Below are 16,198 nucleotides of genomic sequence, written 5' to 3'. Positions count from 1 at the left end.
CAGGCACCAAAGCCGCGCCAATTGCTTGATAATTTCCCGGCCCGCCCCAATGCTAGACTAGATCACAATCAAGAACGATTCCCGCCGTCGGCGGATGTCTCGCGAACAATCAACAGGAGTTGCCATGAATTTCAGCCTGAGCAGTAAAGCCATCGCCAGTAGCAAAGCAGACTGCCTCGTAATCGGCTTGCCTGAGAAGGGTACCTGGCCCGATTCTACCAATCAGGCCGATGAAGCACTCGGCGGGCTGATCAAGACGCTCCAGAAGGCCGGCGACCTTTCCGGCAAGATTGCCACGACTCTGACAATTCCCCTGACAGACCAGCCCTGGAGCCGTCTGCTCGTGGTTGGCACTGGCAAGGATACTGATCGCAGCCCTGCCAACTACCGCAAGGCGCTGATCGCGATGATGACCGCACTCAAGGATGGCCCATCGAAAAGTGTGGCCATCGCCCTGGCGGACACGACGGTAACCGGAGAAGAGGCCGTGAGTTCCGAAGCCGCCCGGCTGAGCCTGATCGGCCGCACCCTGGAAGACCAGCTTTACACCTTCAGCGACTTCAAGAGCGAAAAACCCGCCGCCCGCAAGCTCAACAAAGCCGTTGTGCTTGCCTCCAGTGCCAGCAAGGCCCTCAAGGATGCCTTCAACCTCGGCCTGGCCACCGGTCGAGGCATGAACCTCACCCGGGATCTCGGCAACACTCCACCCAACATCTGCCACCCGGAGTGGCTGGCCCAGCAAGCGAAGAAGCTGGCCAAGGACTACGACTGCATCAAGACCGAAGTGCTTGATGAAAAGCAGATGGAAAAAATGGGCATGAACACCATCCTGGCCGTGGGCAAAGGCAGCACACAGCCGCCGCGCCTGATCGTGATGGAATACCGTGGTGGCAAGGCCAAGGACAAGCCTCACGTACTTGTCGGCAAAGGCATCACCTTCGACACCGGCGGCATCAGCCTCAAGCCCGGCGAAGGCATGGATGAGATGAAGTACGACATGGGCGGCTCCGCCAGTGTCTTTGGCGCCATGAAAGTCCTGGCCGAAACCCAACCCAAGATCAACGTGGTGGCCGTGATTGCCGCGGCGGAAAACATGCCGGACGGCGGCGCTTCCCGCCCGGGCGATATCGTAACCACCCTCTCGGGCATGACCGTCGAAATCCTCAACACCGATGCCGAGGGCCGGTTGGTACTGTGCGACGCCCTCACCTACGTGAAGAAATTCGACCCGGCCGCCGTCATCGACCTGGCGACGCTGACCGGTGCCTGCATCATTGCCCTTGGCAATCACGCCACCGGCCTGCTGGCCAACAACGATGATCTGGCCAACGAACTGCTGGCTGCCGGCGAACGTGCCGGTGACCGGGCATGGCGTCTACCGCTCTGGGACGAATACCAGAGCCAGCTGGACAGCAACTTCGCCGACATGGCCAACATCGGCGGACGCCCGGCCGGCACCATTACTGCAGCCTGCTTCCTGTCCCGGTTCGCCAAGGACTACCGGTGGGCCCACCTGGACATCGCCGGCACCGCCTGGCATTCCGGCAAAGCCAAAGGTTCCTCCGGCCGTCCGGTCCCTCTGCTGGTCGACTACCTGATGTCCCATGCCGGAAAATAACCCGGCACCCTCTCCAGAACCCGGCAGCCCTGCTGCCGGAGCTTCCGGCCAGGAGGACCGGAACCAACGCTACTGGTTCCATATCCTTGCCCAGAACACCCCTGCCGCCCGCAACCTCCACGCCGCCAAACTCGTGGACAAAGCCTGGCAGCAGGGTGATCGTGTGTGCATCGTCTGCGATACCATGCAACACGCTGAAGAGCTGGACGACCTGCTCTGGAACTTCAGCCCCGACGCCTTCATCCCCCACAGCGTTGTTCCCGATTCCGCTACCACCTGCCCCGATCCTGTCGGCATCCTGCTCTGCCCGCCGGTTGCCGAAGACTGGGATACCGTGATCATTCTCTCGGCCACCTTGCCGGCGGATGCGGACCGTTTTAAGCGGCTTGCGCTGGTTGCCCATAACGACCGGAATGTGCTGAATCAGGCCCGGTCGCATTTCAAGCAGTTGCGGGCACTGGGGATTGAACCGCGGGTGCATGACCTCAGGAAGCGGGGATAGCCTGTGTCGGGTTACGCTTCGCTTACCCGACCTACGGTTTAACTCGGATTTCGCCGTTGGGCAGGCGACCATGTATAATCGGGCGTCTCAATTTTCCCTTGTGAATCAACCAACGGTCACTGCAGAACCCCATGGAAAAAACCTACCAGCCAGAAAACATCGAGCGCCAGTGGTACGAAAACTGGGAATCCAAAGGGTACTTCCGCCCCAGCGGTGAAGGCCCGTCCTACAGCATCGCCATCCCGCCGCCCAACGTTACCGGCAGCCTGCACATGGGCCACGCGTTCCAGCACACCATCATGGACACCCTCACCCGCTTCAAGCGCATGCAGGGCCGCAACGCACTGTGGACCGTCGGTACCGACCACGCCGGCATCGCCACCCAGATGGTGGTTGAACGCAAACTGGCCGCTGAAGAAGACAAAACCCGCCACGACCTGGGTCGGGAAGAGTTCATCAAGCGTATCTGGGATTGGAAAGAACATTCCGGCGGCAGCATCACCCGCCAGATCCGGCGCCTCGGCAACTCTGTAGACTGGGACAACGAACGCTTCACCATGGACGACGGCTTCTACAAAGCCGTTCAGGAAGTGTTTATCCGTCTGTACGACGAAGGCCTGGTGTACCGTGGCAAGCGCCTGGTCAACTGGGACCCGAAACTGCACACCGCCATTTCTGATCTGGAAGTGGAAAACAAGGAAGAAAAAGGCTTTTTCTGGCACCTGCGTTACCCGCTGGCTGACGGCGCGCAGACCAAAGACGGCAAAGACTACCTCGTAGTCGCTACCACCCGGCCCGAGACCATGCTCGGCGATACAGCCGTGGCCGTGCATCCGGAAGACGAGCGCTACCAGCACCTGATTGGCAAACACGTGATGCTGCCGCTGGTGAATCGCCGGATTCCCATTGTTGCCGACCATCACGCCGATCCGGAGAAAGGTTCCGGCTGCGTGAAGATCACCCCGGCTCACGACTTCAACGACTACGCCGTCGGCAAGCGCAACAACCTGCCGATGATCAACGTCATGACCCAGGATGCCAACATCCGGGACGTGGCCGAAGTGTTCAACGCGGACGGCACTGAAAACACCGAACTCGACGGGACCATGCCAAACGCCTACGCCGGGCTGACCCGCGAAGCGGCCCGCAAACAGATCGTCGCCGACATGGAAACCGAGGGTCTGGTTGAGAATATCGAGGATCACGTGCTCAGCGTCCCCCGCGGTGACCGGTCGGGCCTGATTATCGAGCCGATGCTCACCGACCAGTGGTTTGCCGATGCCAAGACCCTGGCCAAGCCGGCCATCGAAGCTGTTGAGGATGGCCGTATCCAGTTCGTACCGAAACAGTACGAAAACATGTATTTTGCCTGGATGCGGGACATCCAGGACTGGTGTATTTCCCGCCAGCTCTGGTGGGGCCACCGCATCCCGGCCTGGTACGACGCCGAAGGCAACATCTACGTTGGCCGTAGCGAAGACGAAGTCCGCCAGAAGCACAACCTCGACGCCGACGTCGCCCTCGAGCAGGACGAAGACGTTCTCGACACCTGGTTCAGCTCTGCCCTGTGGACCTTCGGCACCCTGGGCTGGCCGGAGATCACCGAACGCCTGAAAACCTTCCATCCAACCGATGTGCTGGTGACCGGCTTCGACATCATCTTCTTCTGGGTAGCCCGGATGATCATGATGACCATGCACTTCATGAAGAACGAAGACGGTACACCCCAGGTGCCCTTCCATACCGTGTATGTCACCGGCCTGATCCGGGACGAGCACGGCGACAAGATGTCCAAGTCCAAGGGCAACGTGATCGATCCGCTGGACATGATCGACGGCATCAGCCTCGATGACCTTCTGGAGAAGCGCACTGGCAATCTGATGCAGCCCAAGCTGGCCGAGAAGATCGGCAAGCGCACCAAAAAGGAGTTCCCGGAGGGCATCACCGCCCACGGCACCGACGCCCTGCGCTTCACCCTGGCGGCCATGGCCACCACCGGTCGTGACATCAACTGGGACATGAAGCGCCTGGAAGGCTACCGCAACTTCTGCAACAAGCTGTGGAACGCAGCCCGTTACGTGCTGATGAATACCGAGGACGAAGATTGCGGCGTGAATGACGAGCCGGTGGAGCTGTCCCTTGCCGACCGCTGGATCATCAGCGAACTGCAGAGCTGCGAGCAGGATGTGATCCGCCACCTGGACCAATACCGCTTTGACCTGGCTGCCTACGCGCTGTATGAATTCATCTGGAACGAATACTGCGACTGGTATCTGGAACTGTCGAAGCCGGTGCTCAATGATGAAAGCGCCAGTGCCGAAGCCAAACGCGGCACCCGTCGCACCCTGGTGCGCGTACTGGAAGCCGTCCTGCGCCTGGCCCACCCGATGATGCCGTTCATCACCGAGGAAATCTGGCAGCGCATTGCGCCCCTGGCCGGCAAGACCGGAGACAGCATCATGCTGCAGGCCTACCCACAGCCGGATGCCACCAAGCAGGATGCTGCAGTGACCGCCGATATTGAATGGTTGAAAGGCGTCATCGTTGCAGTGCGAAACATCCGTGGTGAAATGAACATTTCCCCGGCGAAAAAGATCCCGGTATTGCTGCGTGGCAAAGACGCGGAAGATCAGCGTCGCATGAACGACAACCGCCAGTTCCTGAGCTCCCTTGCCAAGCTGGAGAGCCTTGACTGGTTCGAGGGTGACAAAGCGCCGATGTCCGCCACCCAACTGGTGGGAGAAATGGAAGTGCTGGTCCCCATGGCCGGCCTGATCGACAAGGATGCGGAACTCAAGCGCCTGGACAAGGAGCTGGAGCGCCTGCAGAAAGAGATTGGCCGCCTGGAGGGCAAGCTGGGGAACGAGAAGTTTACCGCCAAAGCCCCAGCCGAAGTGGTTGAGAAGGAGCAGGAGAAACTCCGTGACGCCCAGAGCAGCCAGGCTCGCCTGAGCCAGCAAAGGGCCGACATCGAGGCCATGTAACCGGCATGATCGGTATTCTCGGTGCAGGCTCTCTGGGCAGGCTTTGGGGCGCAATGCTACCCGCGGGTCGCGTTGCCTTCATTGCCAGGCCTGGCGAGCCGACCGACACCGATCTCAGTTACCGTTTCCGGCCCTTTAAAGGGCCGGAATCAACGGTACGAATCCCATTCCTCAAGGCGGGTAACAAGCCAGATCTGCTTCTGGTCACAACCAAGGCCGGTGACACCCTGGATGCCCTGGCGGGGGTGATCGACCAGTTTGCCATGGACACCCCCATCCTGCTTTTCCAGAACGGCCTGGGCAGCCAACAGGCTGTTGCCGACCGGTGGCCGGAGCGCCCGATCCTGGCCGCCAGCACCACCGAAGGCGCCAACCGGCCGGAGCCGAAGCTTCTCGTTCATGCCGGCACCGGTGATACCTGGGTGGGGCCAATGACCGAGCCCGCCAGAGCCGCCGTCAGCAAAACCGTAGAAATGCTGGCAGCCACCGGCCTGGCTGTTCATCCCGAGCCGGACATCCTCCAGCGACTCTGGCAAAAACTCATCATCAACGCCGGCATCAATCCCTACACCGCCATCCTGGACTGCCCGAATGGCGAGATTTTGAGTACGCACCTGTATCAGAGCACCATCGACGACCTTTGCCACGAGCTATCAGAACTGATGGACGCCTCCCTTCAGATCAGAGAGACACCGAACTCCCTGCGGCAGCGCATCGAGCAGGTGGCTCGCAATACCGCCGGCAACACATCCTCCATGCGTGCCGATGTTCTCAGGGGCCGCCGAACCGAGATAGACTTTATCAACGGTTACCTGACACAGCTGGGAAATGAACTCAGTATCAAAACGCCAGTGAACCAAATGCTGACCGAACGGGTACAACAACTGTCGTCACACTAATCAGGAGCAGACTGATGGGCAACCGCCTTTCCAAGATTTACACCCGCACCGGAGATGATGGCTCCACGGGCCTGGCCGATGGCAACCGTATTGCCAAGAATGCCCAGCGGGTTGAAGCCATGGGCACCGCCGATGAGCTGAATTGTCACATCGGGCTGCTGATCGAGACTCTCGACAGCGACGACGAACTGATTGAAAGCCTGCGCCGCATCCAGCACCACCTGTTTGATCTGGGAGGCGAGTTTGCCATCCCCGGCAGCCGCGTGATCGGTGATGATCATATCGAATGGCTGGAAAACACCCTCGACCGCCATAACGAGGGTCTGCCACCTCTGAAGAACTTTATCCTGCCTGGCGGCACACCTGCGGCAGCCCAGTGCCACCTGGCCCGGGCGGTATCCCGTCGGGCGGAGCGAGTCGTTGTTGCCCTCGGCCATGAAGATTCTATCAATACCGCCTCCCGGCACTACCTGAATCGTCTGTCGGATCTGTTGTTTGTCATCGCCCGCGTCCTGGCCCGTCGCGATGGTGGTGAGGAAATTCTCTGGGAGCAAAAAAAATCCGGCCTCTAGGGGCCGGATTTGTCTTCACTGTTACTCGGAAGCTGGCGCCAGTCAGACCTTGAAGGCCTCCACCAGGCGCTGGAGTGAGGCGGTCAGCTGCGACATTTCCCGCGAGGAACCGAGCGTCTCCTCGGCGTTGGCGGCAGTCCTCTGACCCAGCTCACCGATCTGCTCAACGTTCGAATTCACGTTCTTGGCAACGGCGGATTGCTCTTCCGCCGCCTGGGCAATCTGGTGGCTCATATCCACGATCACCGAAATACCCTTGGCGATCCTGTCCAGAGCCTCCGTGACCTCACCCGACTTCTGCACCGTCGCCTCGGTCACGTCCCGACTGTTGGTCATGGCTGACACCGCATCTTTCACGCCGCTCTGAAGGCGGGAAATCATACCCTCAATCTCTTCAGTGGATTTATGGGTACGCTGGGAAAGCGAGCGAACCTCATCGGCAACTACCGCAAAACCGCGCCCCTGCTCACCGGCCCTGGCAGCCTCGATAGCGGCATTCAGAGCCAGCAGGTTGGTTTGTTCGGCAATCGCCTTGATCTCGACCAGCACCTGGCTGATGTTGTCACTGTCCTTGCTGACCCGGTTGATCACTTCCACGGCGCCAGATATCTCGCCCGCCAGCTTGTTGATGGTTTCAACGGTGTCGGCAACCACACCACGCCCGGTTTCCGTATCCTGTTCGGCGTTACTGGCGCTGTCTGCAACCCGGTGAGCGCTTTCTGTTACTTCGTGGACCGCCTCAACCATCTGGTTCATGGCCTCGTTGATCTGGCCGCTTTCTTCCATCTGGCGTGCCACGGCCTCGCTGTTGGCAGCCGCGGTGTCGTTGACCCGGGTCGCCTGCTGGTCCACATCCGCCGTGGTCCGGCTGACCGAGCGAATCAGCTCGGCAATCCGGTCGGTCATGTTGTTGAACTCAGTGGTCAGTTCGCCCAGCTCGTCGCGGTTACGCAACATGATATGGGTGGTCATATCACCGGCAGCGACGCTCCGTGCAGCCTCGCTGAAGCGGTTGATGGCGGTGCGCACCGACATAAAGAAACCGATATAGAGATAGACGACCACCAGCAGGATGGCAATGAGAGCAATGACGATCAGCCGACGCTGGTTAATCTCACTCTCGAGCCGTGCTCGCAGGTTCGAATCGACCACACTGAACGCAGCCGTCTTGACCTCGTCGTAATGAGCCAGTTGCCCGGACATCAAATCGTCGTATTCGGTCCAGGGCATTTCCAGACGCATTGGCGTAATCACGTTCAGATCCAGCTGATCCCGGACCACCATCAGGCTCTCATCAACCCGCTGAATCGCATTGCCCGCCTGCTCGGTCAACGCCGGCGATGCCTCGGAGGCCAGGGCCAACGCAGGTGAGAGCAATGAGCTGCGATTGGTTAGCTGGTCATAGATCGCGTTCAAGGTCTCGCTCAGTGCATAGCCCACCTGACCCTCAACCAGCGCGAAGATGCCGTAGGATTTTGCACGGCCGATCACGGTGCGTGCGGCAGGGAGCGAGTCGCTGACCAGGCCAAGAATAAGCTGGTTCTCCCTCGAGGCTCCCTGCCCCAAGCCTGAAATTTCAATGGTCGCGGACAGCAGAGCCTGGGCCTTCTGGACAAACTCCTGATAATATTTGAACTGGGGATCGAAGCTGCCCTGATAGTTATCATCCGCCCGGAGTGCCTCCCACTCCTGGCGAAGGGACTGCACCTGTTCAGCCCATGAGCCGGTTGTATCGAACGAACGCTCTTCGGCAACGAGTGCCGCCAGAGTGTCGTCTATCTCACCGGCCGCTTCTTCAGAAACTGCCGTAATAGCGGATTCATCCTTGATAATTGCCGGTGAACGGTAATCCCGATAATCCATCGCGGCGTCCACCAGCCGATCCACCTGCTGAAGCTGTTCAAGCCCCTCGACACCTCGAGTCATGGTCTGAACCGAGCGGTTCAGCTCGGAAATGGCAAGCCAGGACAGTCCACCGATCGGTAACAGGAACAGAATGCTGATGAGGCTGAACTTGTAGACCATTGGCAGCCGGTTCATCAGTGCAATGGCAGGATTAATGAGTTGCTTCACAGTGACCCTCGTGCTGGCAAATAACAACTGAACGTATGTTCTTTTCTTATATTGTCGCCTAAAGTCTTAAAAACTTAAGCATTATTTGTTGTTAAACTGTAATGTTTTATAAAATCCAGGTCAGACAACCCCGGAAATGACCAGCAGAGCGAGCGTGCATATCCATACCAGCATGCTTCTGTTCAATAAATCCCTTACTGCTCTCAGGCTACGTCCTCCGAACGCTGTCCACTCATCCGGGTGAACCCGGGAAAAGCGGGCTGGATCCAGTGCATACCCGGTTAACGACCCATTGGCCGAAATCATGAGGACCTCCCCGGCTTTTTTGGTTACACCAGTGAGGGTGCGGCGGGTTTCCCGCAGCCAGCCGGCAAGGTCTCCGGCTATCCCGAAGGTCAAAGAAAGAAGTCTTGCGGGGACCCAGCCGGCCAGGTCCGATATTCTCGCAAAACGCGGCCTGGCCGGCGCCTGAAGCCATTGATCGGCAAGCGCGACCAAACCACGCGCCAGAACCGCAAGGCCGATACCGCCAACCACGTACCAGAAAGCCACCAGGAAGAAGCGCTGAAACACCGAAACCATCAATGCCTTGGACAGGGACAGATGCATGGCCTCGGGAGACACCGCTGCACCCCGTTCATCGGCCGGTAAAAGATCTTTCACATGATGCCACGCCGACTGCATGTCTCCCCGCTGCCATGCCTCTGCGTAAGCCCGGAGCACCTGTCGCCAGCCGGGTGTACCCATGAGGACGACCAGAACCAGGAACTCCAATGGGTAAGCGGCCATTCTCCAGCCGGAGGCTACCAGGAGATATTCCGCAAGACCCAGCAGGAAGGCCGGCAATACAACCAGCGCCAGCCCGATAGCAATCCCCGACTCATGGCCCGCCCTGACCCGGCTGCCATTGCGAAACCACCGACGCCAGACCTCATCCCCGGACAGCAGATCCAGGGAATCCAGACGCCTGCGTACCATATACGCCAGAAGAAACACAACAAACTCCATTCAGACGTTCCTCCCGGATCCCTGGACTGCCTGGAGGGCTGCCCGGAAAAATTGCCAGTCGAAGGCAGGCCCCGGATCGCTCTTCCTGCCGGGCGCAATGTCGCAGTGCCCGGTAATCCGATTGGCCGTGACATCCGGCCAGGCCGTCATAATCAGGTCCGCCACTTTCGCCAGCATGCGATATTGTTCGGTGGTGTAAGGGGTGTCGTCGGTCCCTTCCAGTTCAATCCCGATGGAAAAATCATTGCATTCCTCCTGCCCTTCAAAACACGATCGGCCGGCATGCCAGGCCCGATCAAGCAGGCTGACAAACTGGACCAGCGCGCCATCGCGGCGAATCAGCAGGTGCGCAGACACCTGGACGCCCTCGATAGTCTTGAAGTAGGGGTGCGCAGAATGGTCGAGTTGGTTACAGAAGAAGTCTTCTATTTCGCGGCCACCAAACTGACCCGGAGGCAGGCTGATATTGTGGACGACCAGAAGAGAGATGCCTGCTCCATCCGGACGAGGCCCGAAATTCGGCGAAGGGGTCCAGCGGGCGAAGGAAATCCGCCCGGTTTCGCGAAGCGAATTTCCATCGGTACCGGAGGCTGAAGGGCGTTCGGAAAAAACGTCTGAATCGGGCAAAGTAATTCCAAAAGTTTCAGAGCATTACAGCCTCTGATTGAATCACAAAGTTGCCACGGTTGCTACGAATCAGTCCTTGCGGCTGCTGCGGAGGTTGTCGATGATCGACTCCAGGGCCCGGTCGAAAATCAGGCCGTCATCCAGCATGCTGATTTTTCCGGCTTCCATGTCTGCGGCCAGCTCCTGGCGCAGATACTCGGCCACCTTGGCACCACTGCGGTTCACAAAGATGTACTTGCCGGTAGCCTTGATAAAGGCCGCAAGTTTGCAGCGCACCTTGGTTTCGTCGCGGGTTAGCTCAATCCAGGAACCTACACGGAGGCTCTCCGCCTTTTCCAGCCATTGTGGCGATACCGAAGCCGACTCTTCTGTTCCGGTTTTCCCTCCCGTTTCGGAAGGCGCTTCGTTGACCACCGCAACGGGTGACTCCACGGGCTCTGCCGGAACCGGAGTTTGCTTCAACTCCTCAACTGGCGCTTGAGGGGCCACAGGCGTTTCGACCGAACGCTCGGGTTCCGGCTGCGGCAGGTCCTCAGGTTCTGCTGGTGATTCCGGACGCGACGGCGCGGTTACCAGCCGCTGGAAAACATCCACGTGTGCCAGTTCCAGATCACGAATGGCGGCATCGGTGGCAAAGGGGTCCCAGGAAATCTCCTGAAGCGCCTTGCGAAGGTCATCCACGATGGCTGGAATTGCCCGCAGAAGCTCTCCCCGGGTGGAATCATTGACCGGCCGCGGATCGACACTCCACACCAGCTGTTCGGTCAGGTTCCGGGCATGCTGCCAGCGATCGCTTTCCTCACCTTCCCGCAGAACCACCCACTGCAGATACTTGGTCCAGGCTTCGTTGAGAAGACCGGCAACCGGCTCTGGAATGTCCCGCTGCTCAGTCAGCTCCTGTACCAATCCTTCTGCCGCCTGGGACGCCCGCTCCTGACGGGCTCGCCCCTCTTCCGCATCCCGAAGACGTTGCTCCACAAGCTCACGACGCCTGCGGTCGAGATCCATGAAGTGACTGAAATCTTTAAGCAACTCTTCGAACAAACTGACGTTGGTGGTGAATTCGCCAAGCACCCGATCTACCACCGACTCAATCTTTTCCCGAAGTGGATCCCTTTGACCTGTCTTTTTCTCAGTCCAACCAATGGCTGACAGCGCCAGCTCGTTAAGCAGCTTGCGAACCGGGTGACCGCCGCGATTGAAAAAGTTTTTGTCACTCAACGCCACCTTCAGCACCGGGATCTGCAGACGACCGATCAACGCCTTCATCACCGGATGCAACTGACGATCCTCCAGGATGAAGTCAAATAGCATTGAAACCAGATTGATCACATCACTGTCTACCTGCCCCACATGAAGGCTTTTTCCGTCACCGGAGCGCAGGATGGGTTGAAGCTGCTCGTTAAGTGGCACAACGGCACCATCGCCCCATTGCCGGCTGCTCGACTGGGCCTCGGTAAGACGCGCCATCAGTCGATCAGTGTCAATGTAAGCTTCGCCAGCGGGGGCACCACCGCAGGCAGCACCAGCATCGCCTCGATGCAGCAGCGCACTGAGCTCTGAGAATGTGGCCTGCGATTGAGACATACCCTGGCTCTCGTCGGTGGAACTGGCCTGAACGCTGGCGCCTGTCGGCGCTGAATTTTCCCCTGACATGCGCTGACCGGAGCGCGCAGGCGCTTTGCCGGCAGGAGGCCGCTTCATATCAGGCATGACCCCCTCTTTAATCAAGGTGCGATTGGCTTCTTTGTAGAAATCACCGAGGGTATCGGCGAGCAGGCGATCAAACAGCTTCAGAACCACCAGCTTGGCCCGGATATCAATGTCGAGGTCGGCACAGGCCTCGGCAACACCGCCACAGATGATCTCAGGGCTCAGCGGCATTTGTGCGTCTTTCAGCTCGATGCCCGGCACCAGATGCCCAACCCGGACGGTAAGCAGACGGATCTGTTCGGTATAACGGTTCCGGAGTTTATTTATGAGGTTGTCGACTGCCACCTGCTGCTCAAGCTGGGAATGGTCAACGAGGCTGAGAGAGTCCTCGTCAACTTCATCCAGGGTCCTGGCGCTTTGTTGGGGCTGGAACCTGCCGATTTCATTGAAAGCCTGGCTGACGTACTGGAGGATCGAGACCACCATGGCCTTGCGGCGAAGCCTGAGCTCACGCATGGCATCAAAATAGGCGGTCTGGTCGAGGTTGGAGCCGGCTCTGTCGGCGAGTTCAAACAGGGCATCATCGGCACGATCGAAAAAACTGGCAAGAACGGATTTGAGGGACTGACCCGATGCGTCACGCAGGCGGACGAGGGCTGCAGGCAATGCAAACCGGGCGGGCGGCTTCTGGCCTGAAAAGCTGACAACCTTGTTATCGTGCACCATGTCGCTGCTCCGCCTTGTATCGCACAAATGCCTGTTTGATTATCCACTTCACATGATACGAGCTGCCCACGTCAGGTTGTGTCAGAATTTGTCACCTTTTGTGTATACCTGACCTGCATCACAGTTTAGCAGTCTGGACTCAAGAGTTTGGCGATTCACCAGCAGCCCATTAGAATTGACAGCCTCAAAAGCCTACAACCCACTGCATCGGACACTTTGCCCTATGATCCCCCCTGAACTCCTTCGTCAGGCCAGAATCGAGAATGTTGCCCAGAGCCTGCGGGAAGATATTGGTGATGGTGACGTCACGGCCAAACTGATACCCGCCGACAAACAGGCGAAAGGCCGCGTGATTACCCGAGAAACCGCAACGATTTCGGGCAAGGAGTGGGTAAACGAGGTTTTCCGGCAGGTAGATCCGGCCGTCGAGCTCACCTGGCAGGTATCCGATGGCGAAACCGTTTCACCGGATCAGGTACTGTTTACCATGCAGGGCCCTGCCAGAAGCTTGCTGAGCGCCGAACGCGCCGCCCTGAACTGGCTTCAGACCCTGTCCGGGGTTGCTACCACTTGCGCCAACTATGCCGCCCGGGTTGCCCACACCAATGTACGACTGCTGGATACCCGCAAAACCCTGCCGGGCCTGCGCTTGGCACAGAAATACGCCGTCACCTGTGGCGGTTGCTTCAATCACCGCATCGGGCTCTGGGATGCCTTCCTGATCAAGGAAAATCATATTGCCGCCTGCGGCTCGATTGCCGAAGCCATCGAGGCCGCCCACAGGATTGCCCCGGGCAAACCGGTTGAAGTGGAAACCGAGAACCTTGACGAGCTGGTGCAAGCCCTGAAGGCGGGCGCCGACATCATCATGCTGGATGAATTCTCACTTGAAGATATGCGAACGGCGGTTGCCACCACCCAAGGCAAGGCAAAGCTTGAGGCCTCCGGGGGAATCAACGCCGACACCCTGGTGCCGATCGCCGAGACGGGGGTCGACTTCGTCTCGATTGGCGCGCTGACCAAGGATGTGAAGGCTGTCGACCTGTCAATGAGACTGGACTGATCACTCCCCGCTGAGAAGGCGGTCGATTTCCTCCAGCTCCCTGACCAGCCTGTTGCCGGACTCGGGCCGCCCCCGGAAGTGCTCCTCAGCCATGGGTGCTATGCCGGAGGCCGAAGGCAAGGGGTGGTCATTTTCAATAATGATCTTCATTTTTTCCACAAAGACAAATTGCAGCCACTGGGTAAACTCCAGCGTATCGATGCAAAATGGCTGAGCACTCTGGAAAGCCTCTTCCGGTGGTGGCTCGGACTCCCAAAGCCCGAGTTGCCGCAACTCCATCTCTATGTTCAGCAGGCAATCCGCCACCTGCCCGATCGGGTCACCGGATTCGGTCATATCAATCTCGCTTCAGTCGGTGAGAGGCTCAAGCTCCACGGTTTCGCCATGCAGAACCCGGAACAGGTCTTCGTACTGGCGAGTCAACGGGTGCTTGGGCGCCATATGAATCAGTGGCTGACGGCTCTGATGAGATTCTTTCATCTTCACGGAGCTTGAGAGCCGCACCGGCAAAACCGGCAAGCCTTCCTCGGTAAGCTCCCTGACCAGCTGCTTAGGAAGGCTGGCGCGAGGCTGGAACTGGTTGGCAACAATTCCCTCAACCACCAGATCTTCGTTGTGATCTTCCTGGAGGTCTCGGATTTCATTGAGAATGTTGTAAAGGGCCTGACGGGAAAAATCATCACAATCGAAGGGTATCAGGCAGCGCTGAGCGGCAATCAGCGCAGAGCGCGTATAAAAATTCAGCGCGGGCGCTGTGTCGATGTAGATTGCATCGAAGGATTCACCGAGCTTTTTCAGAGCCTCTCTCAGCTTGTAGATCTTGTGCTTGGCTTCCAGCTTGCGCTCCAGGAAGTCCAGCTCCGGGCTGGAAGGCATCACAAACAGGTTCTTGAATGGTGAGGCGTGGACAAATTCGTCCGGACGGCGGTTGAACACGGTAAAGGCCACCGTCTGCTCCAGCATATCCGCAACGGTATCCTTGAGCTCGCTGGCCGGCTTGCCCAGCAGGTAGTGGGTGGAGTTTCCCTGGGGATCGAGATCCACGACCAGGGTTCGCTTTCCACGAGCGGCGCTGATCGCTGCGAGATTGCACGTGATACTGGACTTGCCGACACCGCCTTTCTGGTTGAATACCACCCGTCTCATTTTGCCTCTCCCTTGATGAATTCGTTATCGTTTTCTGCCCTGCGATGAACCCATTCCAACTCACCACCCCATCACTGTTTTCACAAACGGGATAGTAAGCCGTCGCTGTGCCTGAAGTGAATTTTCATCCAGTATATCCAGAATCCCCAGCAAATCACCGAGCCTTCGAGGCGCCCGGCGCATTATATAGCTGGCTACATCATCCGCCATCACCAGGCCCCGCTTCTCGGCACGGGCCCTGAGAATGGTCAGGCGGTCCTCATCCCGGTAGATACCCAACTGGATGATCAGCCCATGGCTGAACCTGGAGACCAGATCCGGCAACTCGAAGGGCAAACTGGCCGGCAAATCCGCCAAACTTACCAGCAAAAGGCCGCCACGGTCGTGTATCCGGTTATAGAGATGAAAAATGGCCTCTTCCCACATCCGCTGACCGGCGATGCGGTCGATGTCGTCCAGACAGACGATGTCATGGGTCTCAAGCCCCGACAGAGCATCAGGACCAAAAGGCTCGAGCTCTGCAATGCTGATACAGACCGCAGCCCTGCCCTGCTTTTCACCCAGGTGGCAAACCGCCTGCAAAAGATGGCTTTTGCCGGTATCGGCATCACCACACAGAACAACCACCGGAACATCATCAGGTTGCTGACAAACGCTTTCAAGGCGCTGGGCTGCGCCCGTGTTCCGGTCGCCATGGAAATTGTCGAATCGGGCGTCGTCACGCAGCTTGACCCCGAGCACCAACTGGGATGCGGTCATGGCCGGGTAGCCCTCCAGGCCCGCAAGCCCCACACGAACAGGTAATGCCCCCCGCTGAACACTGTGGAGATAGCCACCAGGAGAATGCCGGCATCCACCACCCAAGGCTGCATCGGCAGGTCTGCCAGAAGCACAATGATGGCCAGGGCTACAAGAATCTGGATAAAAGTATTGACCTTGCCGGGAATGCTGGGCTCCATATCGTATCGACCAACCTTGTAGTGGTAGGCAAGGGCGCCGACCACAATCAGCAGATCACGCCCCAACACCAGCAGAAACAGCCACACTGGCAGAACAGCGGTGAGGGTAAGCATCAGGTACGCGGTGATCAGCAAGGCCTTGTCGGCAAGAGGATCTGCAATTGCACCAAGCCTGGAACGCCAATTGAAATGCCGGGCAAGGAAGCCGTCAACCGCGTCTGTGCCGGCTGCCAGAAAGAATATCAGCAACGCACGGCGATAATCTCCGGTCAATAACGCTCCCGCGAAGGGAGCGATCAGAAGAATACGCAGGAACGTCAGGGCATTGGGAATCCAGCGCCAGCGGTGCAAATTCAAAAGACTCCCTC

At 58.5% G+C, this 16,198-nt stretch carries 14 protein-coding genes; 6 read left to right on the top strand and 8 right to left on the bottom strand.

Translation table 11 applies throughout. From position 1 onward, the window contains the following. Positions 1-124 precede the first annotated feature (124 nt). The 5 genes from ACO06L_RS01235 to ACO06L_RS01215 all read left to right on the top strand — a co-directional run bounded on the left by ACO06L_RS01235 (position 125) and on the right by ACO06L_RS01215 (position 6,575). Positions 125-1,618, top strand: coding sequence for a leucyl aminopeptidase (locus tag ACO06L_RS01235; protein ID WP_202348421.1), 1,494 nt, complete (start codon positions 125-127; stop codon positions 1,616-1,618). Then, positions 1,605-2,120 carry a DNA polymerase III subunit chi gene (locus tag ACO06L_RS01230; RefSeq protein ID WP_202348422.1) on the top strand — a complete coding sequence of 172 codons (516 nt, stop codon included), beginning with the start codon at positions 1,605-1,607 and terminating at the stop codon, positions 2,118-2,120. The genes ACO06L_RS01235 and ACO06L_RS01230 overlap by 14 nt, the downstream gene beginning before the upstream one ends. A 131-nt stretch (positions 2,121-2,251) precedes the next feature. Beyond that, positions 2,252-5,104 carry a valine--tRNA ligase gene (locus ACO06L_RS01225; RefSeq protein ID WP_202348423.1) on the top strand — a complete coding sequence of 951 codons (2,853 nt, stop codon included), beginning with the start codon at positions 2,252-2,254 and terminating at the stop codon, positions 5,102-5,104. A 5-nt stretch (positions 5,105-5,109) separates the two neighbouring features. Beyond that, a complete protein-coding gene (locus ACO06L_RS01220) occupies positions 5,110-6,003 on the top strand; it encodes a ketopantoate reductase family protein (protein WP_064230581.1) in 894 nt (297 codons plus the stop codon). 14 nt (positions 6,004-6,017) lie between these two features. After that, positions 6,018-6,575 (top strand): cob(I)yrinic acid a,c-diamide adenosyltransferase, encoded by a 558-nt coding sequence (locus ACO06L_RS01215; protein ID WP_202348424.1) that lies wholly within the window; start codon positions 6,018-6,020, stop codon positions 6,573-6,575. Between the two features lie 42 nt (positions 6,576-6,617). Here ACO06L_RS01215 and ACO06L_RS01210 read toward each other — a convergent pair whose 3' ends face one another. The 4 genes from ACO06L_RS01210 to ACO06L_RS01195 form a co-directional block, all read right to left on the bottom strand. After that, positions 6,618-8,648, bottom strand: a complete 2,031-nt coding sequence (locus tag ACO06L_RS01210; RefSeq protein ID WP_202348425.1) for a methyl-accepting chemotaxis protein — start codon at positions 8,646-8,648, stop codon at positions 6,618-6,620. A 120-nt stretch (positions 8,649-8,768) separates the two neighbouring features. Further along, positions 8,769-9,656, bottom strand: coding sequence for a histidine kinase (locus ACO06L_RS01205; protein WP_202348426.1), 888 nt, complete (start codon positions 9,654-9,656; stop codon positions 8,769-8,771). Next, on the bottom strand, positions 9,657-10,283 hold the full coding sequence (gene ampD, locus ACO06L_RS01200; RefSeq protein WP_202348427.1) for a 1,6-anhydro-N-acetylmuramyl-L-alanine amidase AmpD: 627 nt from the start codon (positions 10,281-10,283) through the stop codon (positions 9,657-9,659). It lies immediately after the preceding gene. A gap of 69 nt (positions 10,284-10,352) precedes the next feature. Then, positions 10,353-12,662 carry a DUF1631 domain-containing protein gene (locus ACO06L_RS01195; RefSeq protein WP_202348428.1) on the bottom strand — a complete coding sequence of 770 codons (2,310 nt, stop codon included), beginning with the start codon at positions 12,660-12,662 and terminating at the stop codon, positions 10,353-10,355. Between the two features lie 223 nt (positions 12,663-12,885). Here ACO06L_RS01195 and nadC point away from each other — a divergent pair, with 223 nt between their 5' ends. Then, positions 12,886-13,725, top strand: a complete 840-nt coding sequence (gene nadC / locus ACO06L_RS01190; protein WP_202348429.1) for a carboxylating nicotinate-nucleotide diphosphorylase — start codon at positions 12,886-12,888, stop codon at positions 13,723-13,725. On the opposite strand, the gene ACO06L_RS01185 is transcribed toward nadC, so the two are convergent. The 4 genes from ACO06L_RS01185 to ACO06L_RS01170 are packed head-to-tail and all read right to left on the bottom strand — an operon-like array spanning position 13,726 to position 16,187. Beyond that, complete coding sequence (locus ACO06L_RS01185; RefSeq protein WP_064230574.1) at positions 13,726-14,061, bottom strand: YqcC family protein; 336 nt, start codon at positions 14,059-14,061, stop codon at positions 13,726-13,728. A 12-nt stretch (positions 14,062-14,073) separates the two neighbouring features. Beyond that, on the bottom strand, positions 14,074-14,871 hold the full coding sequence (locus ACO06L_RS01180) for a ParA family protein (RefSeq protein WP_202348430.1): 798 nt from the start codon (positions 14,869-14,871) through the stop codon (positions 14,074-14,076). Positions 14,872-14,931: 60 nt separating this feature from the next. Next, positions 14,932-15,630, bottom strand: a complete 699-nt coding sequence (gene hda, locus ACO06L_RS01175; protein ID WP_064230572.1) for a DnaA regulatory inactivator Hda — start codon at positions 15,628-15,630, stop codon at positions 14,932-14,934. Beyond that, positions 15,627-16,187, bottom strand: coding sequence for a CDP-alcohol phosphatidyltransferase family protein (locus ACO06L_RS01170; RefSeq protein ID WP_202348431.1), 561 nt, complete (start codon positions 16,185-16,187; stop codon positions 15,627-15,629). The genes hda and ACO06L_RS01170 overlap by 4 nt, the downstream gene beginning before the upstream one ends. Positions 16,188-16,198: the final 11 nt, after the last annotated feature.

It is taken from the genome of Marinobacter sp. (genome assembly GCF_965229985.1).
Taxonomy (GTDB): domain Bacteria; phylum Pseudomonadota; class Gammaproteobacteria; order Pseudomonadales; family Oleiphilaceae; genus Marinobacter.
This window is presented reverse-complemented; position numbering and strand designations above follow the sequence as displayed.